Source organism: Alcaligenes sp. EGD-AK7, assembly GCF_000465875.3.
GTDB lineage: Bacteria > Pseudomonadota > Gammaproteobacteria > Burkholderiales > Burkholderiaceae_B > Alcaligenes > Alcaligenes phenolicus.
In genome coordinates, this window is the sequence record NZ_AVOG02000056.1 from 209,630 (window position 1) to 234,621 (window position 24,992).

The window sequence follows — 24,992 nt, forward strand, 5'->3', positions numbered from 1 at the left end:
CTTTCAACAAGTGTAGATAATTAAACAGTCCGCACTATTAGGGCTTATTATTGCCCTATTAGTAAATACTTATAGATAAGGGTAAAGGCTTGGAAACAAACGATATCGCCCATCGCCTGGTACAACGACTCAGGTTGCGTCACCTGGCTCTGCTGATCGAGATCGACCGCTTGGGCTCGCTGACCAAAGTGGCGGATTTAATGGCGATGACTCAGCCTGCGGTCACTCAAGCCTTGGCCGAGGTGGAGCAAGTCTTTGGCACACCGCTATTCCTGCGTTCATCGCGTGGTATGGAGGCAACAGCGCAAGGGCAGATCGTGATTTCACGTGCTCGGGCCATGGTGCAGGACATGGAGTTGTTGAGTCTGGACTTGCAGGCGCACAGCATGGGGCGGCAAGCACATTTGCGGCTGGGGGTGATTCCCCTGGTGTCCGGCAAGCTGGTTTCCACGGCCTTGCGGGCAACTCGCCCTCAAGGGCAGGTAGTGTCCGTCAGCATCACCGAGGGGCTAACGGAAACGCTGCTGGAACAACTGCGTGATCACGCCTTGGATGCAGTGGTGGCGCGCAGCTCTCCGGACCTGAATATGAAAGGGCTGCGCCATGACGCCTTGTACGCGCAGCAACCACGCCTGATTGCCAGCCGGGAACTGGCGGGGCGATTGGGCCGACGCAAGCTGGACTGGGCGCAATTGCAGGATCTGGACTGGATTCTGGGACCGCGCAATACCCCGATGCGGCGGCAGGTGGCGAACCTGTTTTTACGGGCAGGCTTGTTGGAGCCGGTGCCCAGTGTGGAAACCTCTTCACCCAAGCTGATCGGTGAACTGATCGTGAATCACTCCCGTGCTGTGTCTGTGGTCCCGACCGAAATTGCTGAAGAATTGGTACGCGTGTCCGGCGTGGCGATTGTGCCGTACTCCTTTGAGTGGGGCTTGTCGCCTATCGCGCTTTTTACTCGGGTGGCCGGTCAGCAGCGTCCGGTAGACAAGCTGTTCGCGCAGGAGCTGAAACGGGTGTGTACTGATAAGACGGTACCTTTGGAGCGGGGGGCTTTTTTCTACTAATGTCGTTCTGTCTGCTGCGGGCTGATTGCTAGTGTTACACCGTGAGCGCACTATGCTGAGCGGGCCGGGCAAGAGCTGGAAGCAGGATGTCATACCTGCTCAAAAAACCGGAGCAGCTCAGTGGTAAGAACCACCCCCCGCTTGTATGCCCAGGAGTCTGGAAGGGGGGCGGTGTGCAGCGCCCGGTTTATTGATGCCGGGGCTATGCAAGCAGTGGCTTACTGGTTCACATACCAGATGGCCTTGGTTTGCTGGTACTGATCCAGGGCCTCCATTCCCTTGTCCTTGCCGCCAAAACCGGACAGTTTGAAGCCGCCAAAGGGGGCGGTGATGTCGCCTTCGGAAAAGCCATTTATCGAAACGGTGCCTGCCTTGATTTTGCGCGAGACACGCTGCGCCCGCCGTACATCAAGCGTGTAGAGGGAGGCGGCCAGGCCATATTGGGTATCGTTTGCCAAGGCGATGGCTTGCTCTTCTGTCTCGAAGGTCGTGATGGCCAGAACGGGGCCGAACACTTCCTCCTGGAAGAGGCGGTCTTCCGGGGTGATGTGATCGAAGATGGTGGGCTCGATATACCAACCACTGCCCAGGTCACTGTGAATGCGCCCCCCATGAACCAACTTGGCGTTTTTGCCGGGGTTCTGCAGAAAGCTGGCCACTTTTTCAAAGTGCGCTTGTTCTACCATCGGCCCGATAGACACGTCCGGATCCGTAGGCAGACCTACTTTCCAGGAACTCAGCCCCTGTTTGAGTTTTTGCAGCAGCGTGTCTTTCAGGCTGCTGTGTACGATCAGGCGGGAGCCGCAGCTGCAGTTTTCGCTCATGTTCCAGAATGCGGCCGCCAGGATGGACGGAACTGCTTCGTCCAGCAGGGCATCCTCAAAAACGACCTGGGGGCTTTTCCCGCCGCATTCCAGCACGACCTCCTTCAGATTGCTTTCTGCGGAATACTTCAGAAACAGGCGACCCACTTCGGTGGAGCCGGTAAACGACACAATGTCCACGTCCCCGTGCCGGCCCAAAGGCTCTCCGACTTCCTCGCCTGTGCCTGTGATCAGGATCAGGGCTCCTGCGGGAATGCCTGCCTGATGTGCCAGCTGTGTCATGCGGTAGGCGCTCAGGCTGGTCAGCTCGGACGGTTTCACAATGACCGAATTGCCGCACACCAGCGCAGGCGCAACTTTCCAGGCGTACATTTGAGCCGGGAAATTCCAGGGCAGGACGGCCGCCACGACCCCAATGGGTTCCTTGGTGATCAAGCCCAGCGCGTCGGAGCCGGTTGGGGAAATTCGACCAAAGCATTTATCGGCCGTCTCTGCATACCAGCTGAAGGTATCGATGGTGGCGGGCATGTCGGTGTTCAGGCATTCAGTAATGGGCTTGCCTGCGTCCACACAATCAAGTGCGGCCAGTTCCTCGGCGTGTTGCTCCAGCAAGGCCACCCATTTGAGCATGATTTTTTTGCGTTCTGCCGGAGACAACTCAGACCATTCGCCGGACTCAAAGCTTGCGCGTGCGGCAGCCACCGCCGCTTCTACATCCGAGGCTTGGCCGGCAGCGATGTTGCCAATTACGGCCAGGTCGATAGGGCTGACGTTATCGAGCAGGGCCGAAGCCGTGGTTTGATAGCCAGGAATCAAATGGGAAGCGTGCAGCTTTCCGGCGCGGGCCAACTCAAAGACAGTCTCTTGTTGCGTGGGCATTCAAGCCTCCTGTTCTACTTGATAAGCGTTGATCTGGGCCAGGAAGTCATCTCGTTCCTGCGCGTCGACTGGCAGCAGAGGCAAGCGTACCGAACCGACATCAATGCCGTGACGCACGCAGCCCAGTTTGGCTTTCTGGTTGTAGTTGCCGGACTCCATGGCGGCAATGGCGGGCAACATGGCGGCCATCATGCGACGTACCGTGTCCCAGTCTCCTTGCTCGGCGGCTTTCAGCATTTGGACCTGCTCGGCAGGAAACACATTGGCCCCGCCACTGATCCAGCTACGAACTCCCCAGAACAGGAAATCGGCCGCCTGGTCATCGCAGCCGCAAACAACCTGGAAGTCGGGCAGATTGGCATTGACCATGGCAACCACCCGGCTGAAGTTGCCGCTGCTCTCCTTGATGCCCACAATGTTCTTGACCTTGGCCAGTTCGTAAACGGATTCAAGCTCGATCTGGATGCCAATGCGTGCCGGGAAGTTGTACATGACGATGGGCAGTTCAGTGGCCGCGGCGACCTCCTTGAAATACGCCACCACTTCATTCTGGCCGGGCAGGCTGTAAGGGGTGGGAGAGAGCATCAGCGCCTCATACCCTAGCTCTTCCGCTTCACGGATTCGGCTGATGGCTTCGGCAGGCGACATGGAGTTCACGCCGGCAATCAGTGTTGTACGGCCACGGCCAGTTCTGGCAACAATCTCCAGCACGCGGCGACGCTCCTGTGCACTGAGCGCGTAGTATTCGCCCGTGGTTCCACAAGCCACGATGCCGCCTACTCCGGCTTCAATAAAACACTCAACCAGACGTTCCAGCGCAGCTTCGTTTAACTGGTTGTTGGCGTCAAAGGGGGTAACGATGGGAACGAGGATTCCGTTCAGATTCATGATGTCTCCAGATTATTAATAGTTGATCTATCGGTTTATTCAATGACTTTGCGGGTGAAGGCGCTGAGGTAGGCCATCAGCGTCTCGGAGCCCTGCAAGGCCTGTTCGGGGTTTCCATCCTGGATGCCTTCGGCCAGGGTCAGATGAGCCTGGGCTCCGGCCTCCAGGTCCCCTTCATATTGATAGGCGTACCAGAACCGTCGGCACTGAACGATCAAGGGAGTGACCGCTTGCACAGCAAAGGTGTTGCGACAGGCCTGGTGGATGACTTCGTCCAGATGCTGGTCGGCCAGCATGTAGGCGTCGATATCCTTGGTGTCAGCAGCATCCACCATGGCCTGGGCGTGACCGAGCAAGGCGCTGCGCTGGGCTGGGGTCGCCCAGCGGGCGGCTCCCTGCACAATCAGGCGTTCCAGAACCCGGCGCGTTTCAATCAGAGTCAGATGTTCAGCCACACGGATTTCACTGACACGCAGGCCGCGGCGGGGCTGTTGCTCGATCAATCCCAAGGCCACCATGCGCATCAGGGCTTCACGCAAGGGGGTGCGTCCCAAACCTGTCATTTCCACCAGATCACTTTCTACAATGGCCTGACCAGGCTCCAGTTTGAGAGTGGCAATTAACTGCTCAATCGCTTGATAGGCGATTTCAGCGGCACGAGAAGAGGGGGTGGGGGCGCTACTCACGGAGACTCCAATATAAAAATTGCGTTAAAAGCCGGACACTTGCTGGGGTAGCCAGGTTGCAATCGCCGGAAACAGGGCGACGATCAGCAGGGTCAGCAATTGAGCAAGAATAAACGGCACTACACCTCGACAAACTTGTCCGTAGGTCATGTCTTTCGGGGCAATGGACAGCAGGTAGAAAATGGAAGAGGCCAGAGGCGGTGTCAGATAGCTGGTCTGAATGACAACGATCACCATCACGCCAAACCATAAGGGGTCCAGCCCGCTTGCCACAATAAAGGGCAGGAAAAGCGGAACGCAAATCAGCACGTTCGCTGTCCAGTCCAGTACAAAGCCCAGCACAAAGACGATGCCCAGGAACAGAATGATCGTACCTGTACTGCCCAGTCCCAAGTCGCTGGTCAGCATCTGTACCAGCTTGGCACCTCCATTGGCCGCGAAGGCGCCGGTAAACATGGTGCCTCCCGCCACGATCAGCATGATCATTGCCGTAATGCGTACCGTGATTCGCAAGGCTCCACTGAAAACTTCCCAGTTGAACTGACGGTAGAAGATACAAAGAACAGCGGCGGCGGTAGCGCCCAAGGCGGCTGCCTCGGTGGGCGATGCGATCCCTTTCATCAGGGAGCCCAGAACAGCGATGATCAGCAGCATCATGGGAACCAGACCACGCATTGTGATACTGATTTTTTCCCCCAAAGGTCGGCGCATATCCTCGTCATCTGCCCGTGGGCCCAGCTCCGGCTTGAGCGTGGTGGCGATCAGGATATAGGCCACAAAGAGCGTGGTCATCAACAGGCCCGGAAAGAGCATGGCAGCAAACAGCTCGCCAACCGGAACCTGTGCCAGGGAGGCATAGACGACCGCGACCACCGAGGGAGGAATCATGGTGCCCAGGGAACCCCCGGCGCAGATCGTGCCCGCGATCAGTGAGTTGTTGTAGCGAAAGCGCTTCATGGCCGGGATGGCCATCAGCCCCACCATGATTTCTACCGCGCCAACCACGCCTGCTGCAGCGGCAAAGGTCGCCGCCATGGCGATGGTGGCAATGGCCAGCCCGCCTGGCAGGCCGCCCAGCCATAACTGCATGGTGCGAAACAGGCGTGCCGCAATGCCCGAGCGCTCCAGCAGGGCTCCCATCAGCACAAACATGGGAATCGCTGACAGGATATGGTTGGTGGCCGCTCCATACAAAGCACCATACATCTGGTCAAAGACCATGGGGCCAAAGGCGTACCAACCGGCCAGAAAAGCGGGCAGGATCAGCGCAAAAGCCACGGGCATGCCCTGAAAAATCAGCAGGAACAGAGCAGGGAACATCAGTCCGGCGATCCATAAATTCATGGGCTCACCTCGACGTCAGCAGTGTTCTGTTCTTTGACCGCACAGCGCAAGCCATGGGCCAGCAGTTGCAAGGTAAAGGCGATCAGGCCAATCGCAATGCAGGCGTAGAAGGGCCACATCACCGGGGCCCAGGGGCTGACCATTTCGACTTCGTTCAGCTTCCAGGCCATCCAGGCTTTCTGTATCCCGACTTTGCTCAAGATGGCAAACAGCGGAAACAGCACCAGCAGGTACAGGAGCACGTCAGACATACGGGCCAGGGACTTGGGCAAGTGCTTGCGAACCACATCAATGCTGATGTGTTCGTTCTGACGCATCACCCAGGCCATGCCCAGCAGAAAAATAGCCCCATTCATCATGTACGCCACATCAAAGGCCCAGACGGTGGGGGCATGCAGAACATAACGGGCAAAGACTTCCCATACCATGGCGGTGACCAGGATTGCCGCCGCCATTTCCGCCAGCCGAGCGCTTGCAAGAGCGATAAAGTCGATCAGTTTTGAAATAGGCTGCAGCATGGCAGCTCTCCTTCAGAAAGTGGGACTTAGTCTCGGATCAGGTAATTGCTTTCACTGCGCCAACGGTTCAGGAATCCGTCGTAATCAGTCAGCAAATTCTTCATGTAGTCGTTGCCCGATTGCGCTTGCGCTTCGGCTTTCTTGTGTACCCAGTCATTGCCGGCATCCGCCAATTGCTTGATGAAGGCCGGGTCCAGAGTGATGACTTCATTGCGACCCTGGCGGTACTTCTCCATGGCTTTGATGTCGGCGTTGTAGAAGTAGTCCAGGGATTGGTGGGTGGTCAGTTCGGCAGCGGCCTCGATCAGTTGCTGCAAATCGGCCGGCACTTTATCCCAGGTTTCCTGCTTCAGGACGACTTCCCACATAAAGGTGGGCTGATGCACGCCAGGGACCACAATGTATTTGGCGGCTTGATGAAAACCTTCGGGGGTATTGGAGGAGGGGGTAGCCCATTCCACCGCATCGACCCCTTTGCGCTGCAACAGGGTGTACGTGTCCCCGGGTGGCACCACGGTGGGAACGGCACCGAAATAGTCTTTCATTACGTCCGCCCAGGCACCGGAAGTGCGATATTTCAGGCCTTTCAAGTCCTCTGCAGTTCGGATGGGGGTGTTGGAGTGGGCCAGCACTTCCGTCGAACCCAAACCGACAATCATGGTTTTGAGACCGTTTTTGGAACGCAGCTCCTGCAGTTTTTCCTTGCCGCCGCCTTCATACAGCCAGACGCGGTAAGCATCAGGTCCCATACCACCGGGGTAGCCAGCAAAAATGGCATTGGCCGGGTCCTGGTTGACCAGGTAGCTGGAGGTGGAGTGCCCCGCCTCTACCACGCCGGTCTCTACCGCTTCAAAAACTTTAAGGGCGGGAACAATAACACCTGCTCCAAAGGGCTGAATCTCGACACGATCCCCCGTCATGAGCTTCACGTTCTTTGCAAAACGCTCCAGAAAATTCTGATAAAACGGGGAGCCTTCGGGTACGGAAGTTGGTACGCGCCAACTGATTTCGGCCGCTTGCGCCGAGGCCATGCTGCCCAGCAGAAACAGGCCGGCCAGGGTGGATGCAACAAGTTTGGATTTCATGTTTGTCTCCGGTGGTTTTTTTATAGTCCAGCTCCGTCGCAGGCTGGCGGCCAGCGTCAAAGCATGGGATGGATCTTAATATTTTCTAAATATATTAACAACATATTTAGATTGGGGTTTGTCCTAGAAAGCGCCGGAGGTGGCTTGCTGATTGGGTTTCGGTGTTCTTTTTGGATGGTGGAAGGACAGGGGAAGGACGTTCCAGACCTGGTTTTGACGCGGATTTTCAGCGGTGAAATCATTCGTGATGCGGATTTTTTCATGCTTGTTTGAAGCACTGCGGGGCAGCCTTGTTGAGCTGTTTCAATCCTTTCGTCCCCGCGGTCTAGCTGGTACACTTTGCGACTGCTTTTTTAGAAGCGCACGGCGGCAGGACAGGGTCTTTGGACCGTTCTTTTGCTGTAGCACTTTCGGTAGCAGCAGGCAGGAAAATAGCTGGTTGTTTACGAACAAGAGAGGGCGTCGAATCTACTCTTGCGTGTTGTAAAGCCTGGATTCCTGCGGTGCATGTGGCGTCTGGCCCGCCTGGGCCCACTGCGCAGACAAGCCACCGGGCCCATAGTTAAATGGATATAACTTTCCCCTCCTAAGGGAAGATTGCAGGTTCGATTCCTGCTGGGCCCGCCATTCTTATGCATGACGCCTGCCCGGCTTCATGGTCCTGAAGGCTCGTTCTGATAGGCCGAGCTTTGATATCCCACTTGATGATTAGCATCCTGTGCTTTTTGCGCAGTGCTGTTCGTGCCTGCTCGTTTTCTTTTCTTGAGCCAGCCCTGTCTTGAGCAACAAGGCTGGCTTGAGCACCTGACTAATCGCTCGTGATGACAATTCAAGAGTCATGCGTGCTATGGAATGCAGGAGGCGCTAATGGAACGGTCGATTGTCAAAACCCGGAGATGAGCTTCTGGAGGTCTGTTGGTGGCCCCAGGCTTTGACGGGATTTCTTGTTGAGGACAGATAGTCATCCACACTCCCGGTCCAGAGCTTGAATCCCAGACAACTTTTCCATTTGTCTTGTTGATAAAGCCAGTGAGTTTGGCAAACGGAGCAGCGAAACAGGCTCTGTGCTCCCTGGTCTCCATAGTCCTCTGTTTTGGTGACGCGTTCCATATAAGCATGCTTAGGTGTGTGCGCTTTGGAAAGCGGCAGAGTCTGGCACAAAATACACATGGTTTTATGGTCGATCTTGCCCACTTCTTGCTCCTTTTTAAATAAAGGCTATGGGAAATAGCGTGTTTAAAAAAAGACAGCAATGTACTTTCTACAAAAACTATCAAACTGAAAGCAAGATAGTCAGCCCGCATCTTACAAATCTTGTCGGGGCTTGGGTAGTGTCAGCTGTAAAAGGATATTTCGTTCGCAAATACCCGTAAAAAAAACAGAGGAGTTCTTGTCTATCCTTGCATCAGGCAAGGGGATAAGGCTTGGGCAAATCGTTTGGCTGGCTTGTCGTCGGTGTGATTCAAGTCGATGGCAGGAAAATCTGGTGTGTCCTTGATCGAGCTGTGTTTGAATTTTGCCCAGTTTCGTTTTTATTTGAAATATATGAGGCGTGCTCCCGACTAAACTGCTTTTATTTATAAGGAATTTGCCATGAAAAACGACAAGCGTTCCTTGGAAAAAGACCCGTTTTCCTCCTCTGCGTGCAGACAGGAGGAGCCACCCGTGGTCAAACCTTGCAAGCCAGATTCTGTAGACAGTTTGTTTGACTGCTTTGCCAAGACCGTGACCCGCTTTGCCGGCTCGCCCATCATGTTTTCTGTTGCTGTTTTAGCCGTGCTGGTCTGGGCCTTGTCTGGGCCTTATTTTAATTATTCGGAGACCTGGCAGTTAATTATCAATACCGGAACCACGATTATTACTTTCTTGATGGTGTTTTTAATTCAGCAAAATCAGAATAAAGATAGCAAGGCACTGCATATAAAACTTGATGAGCTGATTATTTCACTGACCGATGCCAATGAGCGCTTGATTGATGTTGAGGAACTGGATGAAAAGCAGCTCAAGAAATTGGAGGCCTATTATTCCTCCATCGCGTTGAAAGCACGCCGACGTCTGGACGACGATACATAAAGATAAAAGGGCCTTGCGGCCCTTTTTTTACAGCATCTTGTTGCGTTGCTGCTCGGCCCGCGAGGCCCCGATCGGCGTTTCGACTTGCTTTTGCTCTTCTGGCGGGGGCAGCACGGCAGGAAATCCCAAGGATTGAATCCACAGCTCGCGAGACCAACCCTGGGTATGGTAGAGGTGATGGCCCTCATCGGGAGCGACGGCGTCATGAGCCTGTTTGAGTAAAGTCGCCAGTTTCTTGTCTTTGCTCTGCTCGCCAACCAGGCCAATCAACTGCCAATTCAGATGGTCTTTGGTTTCGGCCAGAATGACACATTCGGATGCGACCAGCTCTGCCGCTTTCGGATCCCCTGCCTGTTTGGCCAACTCCATGGCCTTGACCAGTGCCGAGGCGATCTGTTTCAGTACTTGTCGGCCGGGTGTTTGTTTGGCGGGGTCCAGTGCCAGCTCCTCAAAGATACTTTTCAGCACCTGTTGGTGTGTCAGTGTTTCTTCCAGGTAGCCTTCCCATTCTTTTTTCAGGTCCGCGTTATTGGCACAGGAAATGGCTGCTTTATAGACTTGCTCTCCGCCCAATTCGGTTTCCAGGGCTTGATACAAGAGTTCATGCAGCTGTTCGGTGTTGGCTTTATGTGATGTCATTGTTCGCTCCAGTCCAGAGGTTGAGGGTTGGAACTGACACCATAAATGCTGTGACGCGTACAGATTATGCGATTTGATGAGGAGTGATACGGGCTGTGAATGACGTAAGGCTTGGGTAACAATATCGCCCGATAGGGTTTGAAAAGGGTTATTGGAGCTGCCCTGCAAACCGTCTGCTTGCCTGTGGTAGGATTGTGCGCTTTATTGCAGCTTTGATGCGGGCTGAGGGCCTGTGCATCGGACTTGCCACTCCATTTTTGAACGCATCGTCTCGTCCGGCTGAATCTCTTTCAGTGCCAGGCTGATGCACCGCAGCAGGGTAGTCATGACACTCCAGGGTTGGAAACGCCGCGTTTTTTACGTGGGTTTGTTCGAGTTTTTTGCCATTGTTTTTTCTTCTTTCTTGCTGGCGTACTTTGCCGGTGGGGAGGCTTCAGAGTCCGCGCCCATTGCTGTGGCGATCTCGGTGATTGCGATTGTCTGGAACTACGTGTTCAACACGGCGTTCGAACATTGGGAATCCCGCCAAGCTGTCAAAGGCCGCAGTTTGTTGCGCCGCAGTGTGCATGCCATCAGCTTTGAGGCTGGCCTGGTGATTGCTATCGTGCCTTTGTATATGTGGTGGTATCAGGTCGGCTTGCTGGAAGCCTTGCGTATGGAAGTAGCCATTCTGGTGTTCTTTCTGATTTATTCCTTTATTTTCAGCTGGACCTTTGACCGGGTATTCGGTTTGCCGGCCAGTGCGGCTTGACCCCGTCGTCCAAGAAAAAGCCGCGTAATGCGGCTTTTTTTGTTTCTGCTGGATTGGCTTTCTCACTGCACCTGAGCTTCCCGCCGCGCCTGACAGATACGGGCGTGGTGTACGTCTGCCCACTTCACCAGTTCTCGCATAGGTACCAGAAAAGACTGCCCCAATTCGGTCAGCGTGTATTCCACGCGGGGCGGTACTTCGGCGTATAAGGTCCGTTGTACAAATCCATCAGTTTCCAGCCGCTTGAGTGTGCGTGAGAGCATTTGACGGGAAATATCGCCGATTTCCCGGCCCAGCTCATTAAAGCGCAGGGTGCCCGGTGCCAGCGACTCCAGGATCAGCAGGCTCCATTGGTCGCCAATCCGATCCAGTACATCCCGGATGGGACAGGGTTGCTCAAATTCTTCCTGTATGGGGCTGGAAGCCAGTGTGGCTGAGCTTGATGAGGACATGGCGGCTTGCTTTCCTGTGTTCAATAGTCACTTCCGTGTGACCTGGTATGGCCTGCGTGACTTCTTGTGGACGGTCAAAAAACTGTCTAGCATCACGCTTAATGGTCTACTTTCTAGACCAAGTCTTTATTTGAGCACACAAGGAGCTGTTATGTCTCGTATTGCATTGATAGGTGCTTCTGGCGAAGTCGGTTCGCGCCTTTTGAAAGAACTCTCGGATCGCGGTCATACGGTGACAGCGATTGCTCGCCATACTGAAAAAATTGCCAGCCTGCCCAATGTCACCGCAGTTCAGGGCGATGTGAATGATCTGGATGGTTTGATTGCGCTATTGAAAGGGCACGATATTGCAATTAGTGCGGTTCGTTTTGCGTCGTCAGATCCTTCCAAGCTGATTACGGCGGTTCGTGCGGCCGGTGTGCCGCGTTATCTGGTGGTAGGCGGTGCCGCCAGCCTTGAAGTGGCCCCCGGTCAGCGATTGATTGATCAGCCTGCGTTCCCGGACGCTTACCGGACCGAGGCCTTGGGTGGCATTGCCTTTCTGGATCAGTTGCGTCAGGAAAAAGAACTGGATTGGACTTTCCTGTCGCCCTCGGCAGAGTTTGGCCCCGGCCAGCGCACAGGCAAATTCCGTATCGGCAAAGACAGCCTTTTGGTCTCCGACCAAGGCAGCAAGATTTCTTATGAGGATTACGCCATCGCTTTGGTGGACGAGATTGAACGTCCTGCCCATTCGCGCCAGCGCTTCACCGTAGGTTATTGAATAGGGAGTGGGACTGATGAAAGGTTTAATCCGATGGGTATCTCCAGTTTTATTAGTGGGCTCTTTCTTGTTGAGCACAAATGCAGCGTTGGCTGCCAATTCGCCGACTCGTGATGTGGCTCAGGAAGAGAGCAATCGCAAGCTGGTGGTCGATTTTTACGACAGCTTCTTTAACAAGCATCAGGTGCAGGAAGCGGCGTCGGTCGTAGCTGAGGACTATATCCAGCACAACCCGGAGGTGCCGGACGGAAAAGCGCCTTTCGTGGGGTATTTTGATGGCTATTTCAAAGAGAACCCGCAGTCTCGCGCACGGATTGTGCGTAGTGCCGCAGACGGCGATCTGGTTTATCTGCATGTGCATTCGACCAATGGCAAGGCCGATCGCGGGCAGGCTGTGATGGATATTTTTCGGGTGCAAGACGGCAAGATTGTGGAGCACTGGGATGTGATTCAGGCCGTGCCGGAGCAGGCGGCCAATAGCAATACCATGTTCTAAGCTCACTATTCGGGCAACCCGTTCTTTACCACCGATACGGCAGCAGCCTTGCGCGGCGCCGAAAGGGGGGCGAGACTTTGCCCCGTTATAACGAGGACTTATGCTTACGCCAAATAAAAGACCCGCCAGCCATGGCGGGTCTTTTTGATGAGGGGTAAACGGAGTTCTTCTTTGGGCAACCGTTTGTGCTGTTGCTTGGCGAAGTTTCGATTGCGAGTTGTCTAAGCTGTTTGCATCTTGATCCTGGCTTCGCGAATCGGCAGGTTGACGATGGCCGCCAGTACGGCCAAGGCAATATCAGCCCACCACATCCAGCTGTAGTCACCAAAGCGGGTCAAGGCGATACCCCCCAGCCATGCGCCCAGAAAGCCGCCGATCTGGTGCGAGAACAAGGCCAGACCAAACAGGGTTGCCAGATAGCGCGTGCCAAACAGCTTGGCGACGATATTGGCGGTAGGGGGCACGGTAGCCAGCCAGGTCAGCCCCAGGCCGATGGCAAAGATGTAAAACACCAGATCGGTTTTAGGCATCATCAAGTACCACAGGATCAGCACGGCGCGCGAGGCATACATCAGGGCCAGCACGTATTTGCTGCGCCAGCGGGCAATGCAGGAACCGGCGGCAATACTGCCAAAGATATTGGCCAGGCCGATCAAGGCCAGCGACCAGCTTGCTACCGAAGGTGGCAGCCCGCACAAGTCAATTTCCCCCGGTAAGTGGGTGACCAGAAAAGCAATGTGAAAACCGCAGGTGAAAAAGCCCAGACTCAGCAGCAAGTAACTGCGATCCTTCATGGCGCTTTTCAGTGTCTCGGCCAGACCGGGACCGCTGACAACAGGGGCTGGGGTGGCTGCGGCTTTTTCGGGCTTGCTGCCCGGACTTAGCTTGCGAATCAGAGGCAGGGTCAGCAGGGCGGTCAGGGCCAGAACCCAAAAGGTCGACATCCAGCCGACCCAGCCGATCAGCTTTTGCACCACGGGGGCAAAGACGAACTGCCCGAAGGAGCCGCCGGCATTGATCAGGCCCGAGGCCTGACCGCGGGCGTGATCCGGAATACGTTGGGCGGCAGCGCCAATCAAGGTGGAGAAACTGGCCGCGCCCGAGCCAATACTGGCCAGCAGGCCCAGCGTCAGGGTCAGCCCTAGCCCGGTACCAATAAATGGTGTTACGGCACAGCCCAGTGCCAGAATCAGAAGGCCCGCGATCAGAACCCGGTCCGGGCCCCAGCGGTCGGAGCAGGCACCGGCAATAGGCTGGATGGCCCCCCAGGCAAGCTGGCCCACGGCCATGGCAAAGCTGATGGACATGATGCCCATGCCGGTTGCCTTATCAACGGGGCCGACGAACAGGCCAAAGGATTGGCGTATCCCCATGGTAACCATCAGGATGCCAGCAGCCGCCAAAGTCACCGTCATGATGGCGGGCTGGCGCAAGGATTGAAACATGGGGGCCCCTCTTATTATTCAGGTTTGAATTATCTGGCGAAATGCCAAAGAGGTGCAATCACCTGCGTTTGTGAAGAGCGATGGAGCGGACAGTGTTGTAGTCCGCTGCTATCCAGGTCCAGTTGCGGGAGAGGGAGGAGGAGGAGGAGGTGGTGGCTGCGCGTAGCAGGAAGTGCAGGGAGCAGAACCAGGCTGTCTATTGCGGCGTTTGATGGCTCAAGCAAGTGCGGGACAAAAAAAGACGGGCTGACTGCGCCGTCTTTTTATACCTGCTGCCAAGTAAAATCAGCCTTTTTCCAGGCCAGCCTGTACGGGGCGTGCCCCCAGCTTGTCGATCAGAACCTGGGGATTGATGCCCAGCAAATAGCCTCGTCGGCCACCATTGATGTAAATGGTGTCGAATTCCAGCAGTTCTTCTTCCAGCCACACCGGCATGGCCTTGCGGGTGGCAAAAGGCGAGGTGCCGCCAACCATATAGCCGGAATGACGCTGGGCCACCTCCGGCTTGCAGGGGGCGATCTTTTTCGCGCCGGTCTGACGGGCCAGATTCTTGGTGGAGACTTCACGGTCGCCGTGCATCACGATGATCAGGGGCTTGGCGCTTTCATCTTCCATTATCAGGGTCTTGGCCACCCGGTGCAGATCCAGACCCAGCTGGGCTGCCGCTTCCATGGCTCCGCCATGATCGACATAGTTGTAGCTATGCTCGGTAAAGGAAATGCCATTTTTACGTAGCCACTGTGTGGCCGGTGTTTCGCTAACGTGTTTTTCTTTAGCCATATCTTGGTAGTGCGCTCAGGCGCGTGGATGATGGGCTGCGTGCAAGGCTTTCAAGCGCTCACGTGCCACATGAGTATAAATCTGGGTCGTGGAAATGTCGGCGTGTCCCAAGAGCATTTGCACCACGCGCAGGTCGGCGCCGTGGTTGAGCAAATGGGTCGCGAAAGCATGACGTAAAACGTGCGGCGACAAGGGGGCCAGAACACCGGCCTGAACCGCATATTTCTTGACGATCAACCAAAAGGATTGGCGGCTCATGCAGGTGCCGCGCCCGGTAATAAAGACAAAATCGCTGCGGCGCTGGCCCAGCAAGGCAGGGCGGGATTCCTGCATATAGCGTTCGATCCAGTGCAGGGCCTCCTGCCCCAAGGGCACCAGCCTGTCCTTGCCCCCCTTGCCCTGGTCGATGCGCAGCACGCCATCGCTCAGGCTCAGGTTCTGCAAGGGCAGTTCAGTCAGTTCCGTGACGCGCAAACCGCTGGCATACAAGGTTTCCAGCATGCAGCGATCGCGCAGCCCCAAGGGATTATGTATGTCCGGGGCAGCCAGCAGGCGTTCTACCTGTTCTTCGGACAAGGTGTGCGGGACGCGTGGGGCCTGTCGGGCGCTGCTCAATTCCAGGCAGGGATCGTCCTGCCGCATGCCTTCTTGCACTGTCCAGTTGTAAAAGCGACGTAAGGTGGCCAGCCTGCGATTGGCTGTGCTGGCCTTGCTCTGATCTGCCTGGCTGGCCATCCATTCCCGCAAATCCTTGGCTTCCAACTGCTCCAGCGCTTTGCCTTCGCGCTCTTGTTGAGCCCATTCCTCCAGGCGTTCCAGATCCTGCCGATACGCTTGTTGGGTGTTGGCAGACAGGCCGTCCTGCAACCAGAGCATGGTGATGAAATCGGAAATCAGACTGGCTTGCGTCATGAGGATGGAAGAGTCGTAAAGCGTGCTTTTGGCAGCCGGAATGAAGCTGGAAAGCCATCATGCTATCACTCCGGGATGATGAGCTTCATTCAGCAGACGGGTAGATTTACGCTATATACCTATATATATTTCCTGATTATACTAATTCGTTACACCTGCCCTTGGAGGAGAAAACAATGTTCAAACGTGTCGTATCGGTCGCTGCCTTATCCCTGTTCTTGCAAGGCGCCGCGCAAGCCGATGAATTGGTTGTGGCCGCCGCCGCCAGTCTGACCAACGCCTTCAAGGAACTGGCTGGCCAGTTTGAGGCAGAGCATCCGGGCACCAAAGTGCTGACCAGTTTTGCAGCATCGGACGTGCTGTTGCAGCAGATCGTCAATGGCGCTCCTGTGGATGTGTTTGCTTCGGCAGATCAGAAAGCCATGAACAAGGCCGAAGAGGCCAAGGCTGTGGATCCTGCCACCCGCAAGAATTTTGTGCAGAATCAGGTTGTGCTGATTGTGCCTAGCGACAACCCTGCCAGGGTTACGAACGCTGGCGATCTAGGCAAGGCGGAAGTTAAACGCGTTGCTTTGGGTAATCCGACTGTCGTCCCTGTGGGTCGTTATACTCAGGCCGCTCTGGAGAAGGCCGGTCAGTGGGATGCGGTGAAACAGCGTGAAATTCTGGGCCAGAACGTGCGTCAGGTGCTGGATTATGTCGCTCGTGGTGAAGTGGAAGCCGGTTTCGTGTTCGCGACCGACGCGGCCATCATGAAAGACAAGGTGGAAGTGCTGGAAGTGCTCAAGACCACGGAACCTGTCACTTACCCGATTGCCTTGGTGCAGCGCGAAGGCCGTAATGACAAGGCTCAGGCTTTCCAGGATTTCGTCATGTCTGAATCCGGACAGCAAGTGCTGGCAAAATACGGTTTTGCCAAGCCTTGACAGGATTTTGATCGTCGGATGACTTCACTTTGGATTCCTCTGTGCTTATCGCTCAAGGTCGCCGGTTGGGCGACCTTGTTTGCCTGTGTGCTGGGTATAGGAGTGGCCTATGCCTTGTCGCGCTGGCAGTCGCGCTGGTGTGATCTGCTTGATTCCATCTTGACCTTGCCCATGGTTTTGCCGCCTACCGTCATCGGCTATTACCTGCTGGTCTTGCTGGGTCGGCGCAGTGCCTTTGGGCAATGGCTCTCCAGTATGGGGATTGAACTGGTCTTTACCTGGCAGGGCGCGGTGATTGCCGCGACTGTCGTAGCTTTTCCCATGATTTTGAAGGCCGCGCGTGCGGCTTTTGAGGATGTGGACCCCCGCCTGGAAAATGCGGCCAGCGTGCTGGGTCTGAAGCCCTTGGCCATCTTCTTTCGTGTCAGCCTGCCTTTGGCAGCGCGTGGCATCATGGCAGGCGTTTTGCTGGCCTTTGCCCGCGCTTTGGGCGAGTTCGGCGCTACGTTGATGATCGCGGGCAGCATACCGGGGCGCACCCAAACCATGTCCATCGCCATTTACGAGGCAGTCCAGGCAGGGGAGGATCAGCAGGCATTGGTGCTGGTCGCTATTATTTCGATTACTTGTGTGCTGGTCCTGTGGAGTACCAGTGCCTTGTCACCCCGTCACGTACGCCGTAAAAGAGGGATGCAATGAGCCTGACTGTACAGATTCAACGCACCGTGGTCAGCGAGGCCCGTCATTTCGACTTGAACATTCAGATTCAAACCGAAGCCCGTCATATTGCCCTGTACGGGCCTTCGGGTTCGGGCAAGTCCTTGACGGTGCAAAGCGTGGCGGGCTTGTTGCGGCCCGACCATGGCCGCATTCAAATTGGCAATCAGGTCTATTTTGATTCTGAAAAAGGCATCAACCTGAAACCACGCGAGCGTCGGGTGGCGTACCTGTTTCAGGACTACGGCCTGTTCCCGCATCTGACCGCAGCACAGAATATTTGCTTTGGTCTGAACACGGGCTTGTTCAACCGCTCCGTGCGAGACATGCCTGCGGCTGCCCAGCGTTGGGTAGAAGCGTTTCAGCTGGAGTCGGTATTAAGCAGCTATCCCGCCCAACTGTCGGGCGGGCAAAAGCAGCGTTGTGCCTTGGCGCGAGCCTTGGCTATTGAACCTCAGCTGCTTTTGCTGGATGAGCCTTTGGCGGCCCTGGATCAGGACTTGCGTGCGCGTTTGCGGGCTGAACTGGCTCAGTTGCAAAGCCAGATCGATATTCCCACTATCCTGATCACGCACGATCCTGAGGATGCCAGGGCCCTGGCCCAAGAGGTCTATCGTATTCGCGATGGATGCATTATCGAATGCTGTACCAGCGCGGATCTGGAAGCTCTTACAGCGTAGCGATCATCACGCTGGATGCCTTGAACAGTGCATAGGCGGACTGGCCTGCTTCCAGGTGCAAGCGCTGTGTGCTGTCCAGGGTGATGCTGGCGGTGACTGTCAGGCCCTGTGGCAGTTCCAGACGTACTTCTGCATTGACGGCACCGGTAATGACATCGGTAATCGTGCCGGGCAGTTGATTGCGTGCGGACAGGGAGTTACGGGTGTCGCCCGTGCCAATCATGATCGAGGACGCTTTCAGAAAGGCCAGAACTTTCTGCCCCTCACGCAGGCCCAGGTTTTCCGTGCTTTCTCGTGTGATGGACGCGACCACGATTTGGCCCTGGCCAATATCCACATGAATTTCGTCGTTGACGGCTCCCGTTTTAATCGTGGTAACGATACCGGGCAGTTGGTTGCGAGCCGAAGTTTGCATGATCATGGTTTGGAGTAACTCCATTTGAGTCGCCACGGAAGGCATTAAACGACCAATACGGCTCATGAAGCGTTGATGCAGCCGGTCGTAGGTTTGATACAGCTCCAGCAGTTCGACGGCTTTGGGCGTCAGGGTGGCACCGCCACCACGATGACCGCCCGTACTGCGCAGCACCAGAGGTTCGCCCGCCATATTGTTCATGATGTCGATGGCGTCCCAGGCCGCCTTGTAGCTGATGCCAATATGACGGGCAGCGGCAGAGATCGAGCCCTGCTCGGCAATGGCGGCCAGCAAGGCCATACGGCGGGCGCTACCCCAGGTATGGTCGCCAGTGCGCAGCGACAGGCTGCCGGTTAATTCGGTATTGGGGGTGTTTGAACTAGACATGGTGATAAGTGTAAGGGCGGGAACAAACTAGGGATAGAGCGCCGGTACAATGGCCGGATCAGCGCTGCTGGCCGTTCTGTTTTCTTGCAACCTTAACTGGTTTTTTCTATGTACGACACCCCTGCTGTTTCCATGGCTCAATTGCAGGAGCTCAATAGTGCCGAGACGGTTGTCTTGACCGTGAACAAGCGCTATGCGCGCCGCCTGCTGGGACATTTGTCGGCCCGTCTGGCGGGTGCTGGCGGGACAGTTGCCGTACCGGAAATTGTGCCTTTGGGCGCCTGGCTGGCGCAGGCCAGTGATCAGCTCTGCTTTTCCGAACAGTGGCAACCAGCCGCGCACCAGATGGATCGCTTTGCCGCCTTGCAGCGTTGGGAACACAGCATCGAGCAATGCGAGGAAGAGGGCTATTTTCTGGATGTCGGTCAGGCGGCGCGTCTGGCTTGTGAAGCCGATACCTTGCTGGATGAGTGGAATATCGAGCTGAAACCCGGCGAGGCCAGCGTGGATTTTGAACGCTTCATGCAATGGCGCTCTCACTACCGGCAAAGCCTGGAGCAGGCAGATCTGGATGATGCAAACCTGGCTGCGGAGCGTGTGCTCAAAGCGGTGCAGGCAGGCGCCTTGCACATGCGTCATCGCCATATGGTGCTGCATGGTTTTCATGAATATTCGCCGCGCCTGCAAAGTTTGTTGAGTGGTTTGCAGGACATGGGGGTAGAGATTCTCCAGCTGCAGCACGAAGAGGCTCCGGCGACAGAGGTGTATCGGGTGCAGGCGCAGGATGCGGATACGGAATGGCGCCTGGCGGTGCAGTGGGCGCGTCGTCAATTGGACGAGTACCCGGATCGCACAGTAGCCATTGTGGCCGCGCAGCTGGAAACGCAATTGCCGTTGGTGCATCGTCTTTTGCGACAGGCCATGCACACGGATCAAGGTGCTTTGCCCTATAACGTGGCGGCAGCCCGATCCTTGGCTGAGTGGCCAGTGGTTGAAGCGGCCATGGCCTGGTTGAAGGCCTTGTTTACGCTGGCGACCAAGGGGCAGGCCGAGCCCGCCATGCTGGGCGAAGCCTTGCGTTTGGGAGCGTGTCAGGCAGAACAGTCTGAAGCAGGTGGCCGTGCCCGCATTGACAAGGCCTGGCGCGACAACCGCATTACACAAGTTAGCCGTAAAGAATTTGCCGACATGCTCAGCTTCCACACACCCGAACTGGCTCTGGCCTGGGGCAAGGCGGTGGAACGCTTCGAGTCCGTATCGGCCGGCGCTCAAGGAGTGGATACCTGGGCGTCGGTCATGCGCCAATGCCTGGAGGCTTTGGGCTTTCCGGGCACTAACCGTCTGGATAGTGCCCAGTTTCAAACTCTGGAGGCTTTGGAAGCCTTGCTGCTGCAATTGGCGCAGCAAGCGCCGGTCTTGGGTCGCATCAGTGCCTTGAAGGCACAAAGCGCTTTGGCCCGCATGGCCCGTGAAAATTTGTTCCAGCCACAACGAGACCCACGTTCCCGGCTGGACGTGCTGGGTTTTCTGGAAGCGGAAGGCGGGCGCTGGGATGCCGTATGGGTGCTGGGCCTGACCGATGATATTTTGCCTGCTGCGGTCAAACCCAATCCTTTGATTCCTGCCCAGGTGTTGCGTCGAGTCTCGGCACCTCGCAGTACGCCAGAGCGGGAGCTGGAATGGGCGCGCTGGATGCTGAGTGCCTTGCTACGCTGTGGGAATCAGGTTTTGCTAAGTGCGCCTTTGCATCAGGGCGAACAGGAGCTGAGGCCCAGCCCCTTGATTGCCCACTGGCCCGTGCTGGAAATGCCTTGGGCGGTGCAGGCAGAGCAGGCCGTTGCACAGGAAGCCTTGCTGGACGAGCAAGGCCCCAGTCTGAAGCTGGAAGAGCGCATACGTGGCGGGATCAGTGTGCTGGATACCCAGGCTCGCAATCCCTTGTGGGCTTTTGTGAAGTTTCGGCTACATGGTCAGGCCTTGCCCGACTACGCCCGTGTGGGCGATATGAATACACGCGGGATGTTCCTGCACCGCGCCGTCGAATTGTTCTGGCTGCGTGTGAAGGATCAGGACAGCCTGCATGAGCTGATTGGTGAGGGCTCACTGCTGGATGTGGTGCAAACGTGCATCGATCAAGCGGCGCAAGAAGAGCTGGCCGATTACGGTCCAGTGCTGCGCAGCCTGGAAATGGAGCGGGGTCTGGCCGTCTTGAATGAGTACGCTCATCAGGAAGCCCAGCGCCCACCGTTCGCCCTGGGGGCGACGGAGCATGAGTTGAGTTGGAACCGTGGCTTGTTACGTCTGAACCTGCGTCTGGACCGCTTGGATGATCTGGCTGATGGCGAGCAATTACTGTTGGATTACAAAACCGGCATAGGCGAGCTGCGGCCCGATAAAGACTGGCTGCGGCCCAGACCCGTGAATCTGCAATTGCCGTTTTATGCCGCCGCCTTGCAGGATGAGGGCCGCACCGTCAGTGGTTTGGCCTTTGTACGCTTGCATGCCCGACAGGTCGGTTTAAGCGGTTTGGCCGCGCCCGGCATGGATATTGAGGGTCTGACCGAATTGGAGAGCGCCCAGCAGTGGACCGCCCAAATCGCGCAGTGGAAACAGGCGGTGGAAAGCTTGGCAGATGAGTTCCTGCAAGGGCAGGCCGCCAACCAGATCTGGAACCGCAACGATTTGCTGTATTGCGATGTTTTGCCCTTTTTACGTTTGTTCCAGGAAGACCTCCAAGATAATGGAGGAGAGGTGTAATGGTGACAGTCCCTAGCGATAGCCCCGCCCGTGCACGGGCACTGGACCCCGAGTCCTCCTTTCTGGTCCAGGCCCCAGCCGGTTCCGGCAAGACAGAGCTGCTGACCGATCGGATTCTGGCCTTGCTGGCTCGCGTGCAGCGGCCAGAAGAAATAGTGGCCATTACCTTCACCCGTAAAGCTGCGGCTGAAATGCATGCGCGTGTACTGGAGAAGTTGGCCGCTGCCAATCAGGAACGGCCTGCCGAGCCCTACCGGGTACGCAGCTGGGAACTGGCGCGTGCCGCCATGCAGCGCAATCAGGAGCAGCAGTGGGATTTGCTGGCTTACCCGGCCCGTTTAAGCATCCGGACCATCGACTCCTTGTGTGCCCACCTGGTACGCGCCATGCCCTGGATTACGGGGCTGGGCGGGGTTCCGGCCATTACCGATAAGGCCCAGGAGCATTACGAAGCGGCGGCTTGGGCCACGCTGGAGATGGCGGAAAGCGTGCCCAGCGTGGCGCGTTTTCTGGAGCACATGGATGTGAACTTGCTGCAGGCGCAAGCTCTGTTGGCCGGTATGTTGGCCAGCCGCGATCAGTGGTTGCCAGCGGTGGGGCAGGGCGGTGATGTAGCCTTTTTACAAGACAGTTTGCGTGAGGTGGTGGAGCAGCAACTGCAGCAGCTAAGCGATTCACTGCCACCCGGTTGGGCGCGAACCTTGGCCCCCCTGGCCTGCTTTGCGGCCTCGAATCTGGAAAGCGGCGATGTGCTGGCCTTGGCGGATTGGCAAGGCGATAACCTGGCCCCGGTCATGGACGATTTGCCGCGCTGGCGTGGTCTGGCAGCCTTGTTGCTGACGGATAAAGGCGATCTGCGCAAAAGCCTGACGGTGCGTAATGGCTTTCCCCCGAAAACGGCACAAAAAGAAATGCTGACCGAGTGGTTGAGCAATTGTCTGGGTGCAGAGCCCTGGATTGCTCGCCTGGCCAGTGCACGCCTTTTGCCCGAGCAATACTCCCCCCAGCAGCAAGAAGTCCTGTCCAATCTGATTCAGGTCTTGTGGCTGGCTGCGGCGCAATTGAAACTGCGCTTTGCCGAGAAAGCCGAGGTCGATTTCACCGAGATTGCCCAACGTGCCTTGCAAGCCTTGGGTGATGCCGACGAGCCGGGCGAGCTGCTCTTGCGCATGGACAGGTCCATACGCCATTTGCTGGTAGACGAGTTCCAGGACACCAGCCAATCCCAGGTGCAGTTGCTGGAACGCCTGACCAGCGGCTGGGAGCCTGGCGATGGACGCAGTCTGTTTTTGGTGGGCGACCCCATGCAGTCCATTTACCGTTTCCGCAAGGCGGAAGTGGGTTTGTTTCTGCAAGTCTGGCAAGCTCGACGCTTGGGCGAAGTAGAGCTGGAGCCGCTGAATCTCAGTAATAACTTCCGTTCACATCCGCGCTTGGTGGAATGGGTGAACAAAGTGGGGGCGCAATTGTTTCCGGCTCGACCTGACCCGGATCTGGGCATGGTCACCTACGAACACTCGACCGCCTTCAAGCCCGATATCCCCGATTGGGCGGTGCATTTTCATCCGTCCTGGCATTTCCGAGTGGCTAGGGGAGAGGACGCTGTGCCGTCGCAGCAAGCGGCTCAAGAGCGTGCAGTGCAGGAGGCGGTTCAGTGTGCGGCCCAAGCTCTGGAACGTTATCAGGACAGCGAACATCCGGTGGCGATTCTGGTGCGAGCACGTTCGCACTTGCATGGTCTGGTGCGCAAGCTGGGCGAGCAGGGCATACCGTGTCGAGCCGTAGAACTGGAACCCTTGCAACAGCGTCCTGTGGTGGCTGATCTGGTGCAGTTGGTCCGTGCCTTGGCGCACCCGGCTGATCGACTGGCTTGGCTGTCCGTGTTGCGCTCGCCATTGATCGGCCTGCGTTTGGAGAGCCTGCACCGCCTGTGCGCCTTGCATCCAACACAGACCTTGGCCGAGCTTACACACAATCAGGATTTTGAAGACTGGGATGCCAACGAGCGTTCTCGTCTGCTCTTTGCTTGCCAGATCTTGCTGGACAAAGGCAATCGTAGTGGCTTGATGCCTTTTGCTGCCTGGGTGCAGGAATGCTGGACGCGCTTGGGCGGGCCGCAAGTCTATCCAAGCCTGGCTGATCAGGCGGATGCAGAACAAGTCTTGCGTCTGCTGGAGGAGTTATGCCCTTACGGACCGCCCGACCAGCAACAATTGCAGGCCCGTGTGGAGTCGCTGTATGCCACCCCGCAAGGTACGGGCAAGGCCGTGGAGGTGATGACGATTCACAAGTCCAAGGGCCTGGAGTTTGAAACTGTCATTTTGTTTGGCTTGCACAAGCAGTCAGCAGCCGACTCCGAGCCGTTGATTCGTCTGGAGCACAGCGCCGAGCGCTTGATTCTGGGGCCGATCAGTCACAAGGGCAGCGAGCAGCGCGATCCGGTGTCGCAGTTTCTGGCGGCGCGGGAGCGTATCCGGGCCGAGCAGGAAAGCCACCGCTTGTTATATGTGGCCCTGACGCGCGCTCGCCAGGAACTGCATCTGTTTGCGGAATTGAGCATTACCCAGGACAAGGGCCTGCGCGAGCCGGATGGCCGCTCCTTGCTGAGCCGTGTCTGGCCGGTCCTGGAGCAGCCACAGGCTCCTGTTTGGCAAGCCGAGCAGGGCGGACAGCAAGAGGAAGCAGGGCAAGGTTCCGCAGCATTGTTGCAGCGTGTGGTGAGCTTGCCGGCCGCGCCGCCCGAGCAGTTGCAGGCCGACAGCCCGCAGTATCAAAGCTGGCAGTGGTCCCTGGACACGACTCATGAAAAAGCCATTGGTACGGTTGCCCACGACTGGCTGGAAAAGCTGGGCCGTGAAGGGCTGGAGCAATGGCCGGTAGAACGCTTGCAGCAAGGCCGCGCCGTGATGCGTCGTCAACTGTTGCGTGCTGGTGTGCCAGCGACCTATCTGGATGAAGCCGCCCAATCCCTGTTTGAAGCGATTACTGCGACCGTACAGACGGAACGGGGCCGCTGGCTGCTGGGCGTCAGCCGAGCTTACCGGGAATGGTCCTTGCTGGACGTCAGTGGCCGGGTGTCGATTATTGACCTGGCCATTTCCCAGGAAGATCACTGGCTGGTGGTGGATTACAAGACCGGACGACCTGCCGAGCATGAAAGTCTGGACGATTTCAAGGCCCGGATGCTGGAGCGTTATGCGCCGCAATTGCAGCGGTATTGTGAGCAGGTGCAGGCTCTGGATGGCCGGCCCGCGCAGGCTGCGCTTTATTTCCCGAGAGCCGATCTTTGGCTGCCGTATTGATGCTACACTATTGGTCGGCGGGCCCCTCCGCATGGTTCGGCGGTGAATCTGGTCAGGTCGGGAACGAAGCAGCCACAGCCGTGCAGAATCAGTGCCGGAGTCAGGCTCGCCACTTCATTTGCTTATCGGGTTATGCGCGCCCGGTCTATCTGCTTCCCTTCAGCACCGAATCCGGTACACTTTTCCTTTCGCTTATTTGTATTGAT

At 56.7% G+C, this 24,992-nt stretch carries 22 protein-coding genes, 1 tRNA gene and 1 other RNA gene; 12 read left to right on the forward strand and 12 right to left on the reverse strand.

The window, feature by feature from the left end:
- The first annotated feature begins 89 nt into the window (after positions 1 to 89).
- The gene (locus N879_RS16635; protein WP_022983480.1) at positions 90 to 1,067 is read left to right on the forward strand and encodes a LysR substrate-binding domain-containing protein; all 978 of its coding nucleotides are present in this window, start codon (positions 90 to 92) and stop codon (positions 1,065 to 1,067) included.
- A 218-nt stretch (positions 1,068 to 1,285) separates the two neighbouring features.
- Here the strand turns inward: N879_RS16635 and N879_RS16640 are convergent, their stop codons facing one another.
- From N879_RS16640 to dctP, 6 genes are read right to left on the reverse strand one after another with little or no spacing between them, the layout of a single operon-like run.
- Positions 1,286 to 2,770, reverse strand: coding sequence for an aldehyde dehydrogenase (locus tag N879_RS16640; protein ID WP_009461291.1), 1,485 nt, complete (start codon positions 2,768 to 2,770; stop codon positions 1,286 to 1,288).
- Positions 2,771 to 3,658: a 4-hydroxy-tetrahydrodipicolinate synthase gene (gene dapA, locus N879_RS16645; protein WP_009461293.1), complete on the reverse strand. Its 888-nt coding sequence runs from the start codon at positions 3,656 to 3,658 to the stop codon at positions 2,771 to 2,773.
- A gap of 35 nt (positions 3,659 to 3,693) precedes the next feature.
- Positions 3,694 to 4,344, reverse strand: coding sequence for a GntR family transcriptional regulator (locus N879_RS16650; protein WP_009461295.1), 651 nt, complete (start codon positions 4,342 to 4,344; stop codon positions 3,694 to 3,696).
- A 24-nt stretch (positions 4,345 to 4,368) separates the two neighbouring features.
- A complete protein-coding gene (locus N879_RS16655) occupies positions 4,369 to 5,688 on the reverse strand; it encodes a TRAP transporter large permease (protein WP_009461297.1) in 1,320 nt (439 codons plus the stop codon).
- The gene (locus tag N879_RS16660) at positions 5,685 to 6,206 is read right to left on the reverse strand and encodes a TRAP transporter small permease subunit (RefSeq protein ID WP_009461299.1); all 522 of its coding nucleotides are present in this window, start codon (positions 6,204 to 6,206) and stop codon (positions 5,685 to 5,687) included. The genes N879_RS16655 and N879_RS16660 overlap by 4 nt, the downstream gene beginning before the upstream one ends.
- Before the next feature lie 26 nt (positions 6,207 to 6,232).
- Complete coding sequence (gene dctP / locus N879_RS16665) at positions 6,233 to 7,291, reverse strand: TRAP transporter substrate-binding protein DctP (RefSeq protein WP_022983481.1); 1,059 nt, start codon at positions 7,289 to 7,291, stop codon at positions 6,233 to 6,235.
- Between the two features lie 552 nt (positions 7,292 to 7,843).
- Here dctP and N879_RS16675 point away from each other — a divergent pair.
- Positions 7,844 to 7,918, forward strand: a tRNA-Arg gene (locus N879_RS16675).
- 966 nt (positions 7,919 to 8,884) lie between these two features.
- Positions 8,885 to 9,364: a low affinity iron permease family protein gene (locus N879_RS16680; RefSeq protein ID WP_009461307.1), complete on the forward strand. Its 480-nt coding sequence runs from the start codon at positions 8,885 to 8,887 to the stop codon at positions 9,362 to 9,364.
- Between the two features lie 27 nt (positions 9,365 to 9,391).
- On the opposite strand, the gene N879_RS16685 is transcribed toward N879_RS16680, so the two are convergent.
- Entirely contained in the window at positions 9,392 to 10,003 is a 612-nt protein-coding gene (locus tag N879_RS16685; RefSeq protein WP_009461309.1) for a hypothetical protein, read from the reverse strand.
- A gap of 325 nt (positions 10,004 to 10,328) precedes the next feature.
- Between N879_RS16685 and N879_RS16690 the strand changes: the two genes are divergently transcribed.
- Positions 10,329 to 10,754, forward strand: coding sequence for a PACE efflux transporter (locus tag N879_RS16690; protein ID WP_009461311.1), 426 nt, complete (start codon positions 10,329 to 10,331; stop codon positions 10,752 to 10,754).
- Positions 10,755 to 10,816: 62 nt separating this feature from the next.
- On the opposite strand, the gene N879_RS16695 is transcribed toward N879_RS16690, so the two are convergent.
- On the reverse strand, positions 10,817 to 11,206 hold the full coding sequence (locus N879_RS16695; RefSeq protein WP_009461313.1) for a winged helix-turn-helix transcriptional regulator: 390 nt from the start codon (positions 11,204 to 11,206) through the stop codon (positions 10,817 to 10,819).
- Positions 11,207 to 11,357: 151 nt separating this feature from the next.
- Here N879_RS16695 and N879_RS16700 point away from each other — a divergent pair, with 151 nt between their 5' ends.
- Both N879_RS16700 and N879_RS16705 read left to right on the forward strand, forming a co-directional pair.
- Positions 11,358 to 11,969, forward strand: coding sequence for an NAD(P)-dependent oxidoreductase (locus N879_RS16700; protein ID WP_009461315.1), 612 nt, complete (start codon positions 11,358 to 11,360; stop codon positions 11,967 to 11,969).
- Positions 11,970 to 11,985: 16 nt separating this feature from the next.
- A complete protein-coding gene (locus N879_RS16705; protein WP_031232991.1) occupies positions 11,986 to 12,465 on the forward strand; it encodes a nuclear transport factor 2 family protein in 480 nt (159 codons plus the stop codon).
- A 221-nt stretch (positions 12,466 to 12,686) separates the two neighbouring features.
- Here the strand turns inward: N879_RS16705 and N879_RS16710 are convergent, their stop codons facing one another.
- The 3 genes from N879_RS16710 to xerD all read right to left on the reverse strand — a co-directional run bounded on the left by N879_RS16710 (position 12,687) and on the right by xerD (position 15,602).
- A complete protein-coding gene (locus N879_RS16710) occupies positions 12,687 to 13,910 on the reverse strand; it encodes an MFS transporter (protein ID WP_022983484.1) in 1,224 nt (407 codons plus the stop codon).
- Positions 13,911 to 14,195: 285 nt separating this feature from the next.
- Entirely contained in the window at positions 14,196 to 14,690 is a 495-nt protein-coding gene (gene ybaK / locus N879_RS16715; protein WP_009461319.1) for a Cys-tRNA(Pro) deacylase, read from the reverse strand.
- A 15-nt stretch (positions 14,691 to 14,705) separates the two neighbouring features.
- Positions 14,706 to 15,602 carry a site-specific tyrosine recombinase XerD gene (gene xerD, locus N879_RS16720; protein ID WP_009461321.1) on the reverse strand — a complete coding sequence of 299 codons (897 nt, stop codon included), beginning with the start codon at positions 15,600 to 15,602 and terminating at the stop codon, positions 14,706 to 14,708.
- A 176-nt stretch (positions 15,603 to 15,778) separates the two neighbouring features.
- Here xerD and modA point away from each other — a divergent pair, with 176 nt between their 5' ends.
- Genes modA through N879_RS16735 form a run of 3 tightly spaced genes read left to right on the forward strand, consistent with a single transcriptional unit; the run spans position 15,779 to position 17,925 of the window.
- On the forward strand, positions 15,779 to 16,528 hold the full coding sequence (modA, locus tag N879_RS16725; RefSeq protein WP_009461323.1) for a molybdate ABC transporter substrate-binding protein: 750 nt from the start codon (positions 15,779 to 15,781) through the stop codon (positions 16,526 to 16,528).
- Positions 16,529 to 16,546: 18 nt separating this feature from the next.
- Positions 16,547 to 17,227, forward strand: a complete 681-nt coding sequence (gene modB, locus N879_RS16730) for a molybdate ABC transporter permease subunit (protein ID WP_009461324.1) — start codon at positions 16,547 to 16,549, stop codon at positions 17,225 to 17,227.
- Entirely contained in the window at positions 17,224 to 17,925 is a 702-nt protein-coding gene (locus N879_RS16735) for a sulfate/molybdate ABC transporter ATP-binding protein (protein WP_022983485.1), read from the forward strand. The genes modB and N879_RS16735 overlap by 4 nt, the downstream gene beginning before the upstream one ends.
- Here the strand turns inward: N879_RS16735 and N879_RS16740 are convergent.
- Positions 17,915 to 18,727, reverse strand: a complete 813-nt coding sequence (locus N879_RS16740) for a TOBE domain-containing protein (protein WP_009461326.1) — start codon at positions 18,725 to 18,727, stop codon at positions 17,915 to 17,917. The two genes, N879_RS16735 and N879_RS16740, sit on opposite strands and share 11 nt — an antisense overlap.
- 108 nt (positions 18,728 to 18,835) lie before the next feature.
- On the opposite strand from N879_RS16740, the gene N879_RS16745 reads away from it, so the two are divergent.
- From N879_RS16745 to ffs, 3 genes are all read left to right on the forward strand, one after another.
- On the forward strand, positions 18,836 to 21,484 hold the full coding sequence (locus N879_RS16745; protein ID WP_022983487.1) for a hypothetical protein: 2,649 nt from the start codon (positions 18,836 to 18,838) through the stop codon (positions 21,482 to 21,484).
- Positions 21,484 to 24,786, forward strand: coding sequence for a UvrD-helicase domain-containing protein (locus tag N879_RS16750; RefSeq protein ID WP_009463059.1), 3,303 nt, complete (start codon positions 21,484 to 21,486; stop codon positions 24,784 to 24,786). Before N879_RS16745 ends, N879_RS16750 begins: the two co-directional genes overlap by 1 nt.
- Positions 24,787 to 24,802: 16 nt before the next feature.
- Positions 24,803 to 24,900: signal recognition particle sRNA small type (ffs, locus tag N879_RS20190), an RNA gene on the forward strand.
- The last annotated feature ends 92 nt before the right edge of the window (positions 24,901 to 24,992 follow it).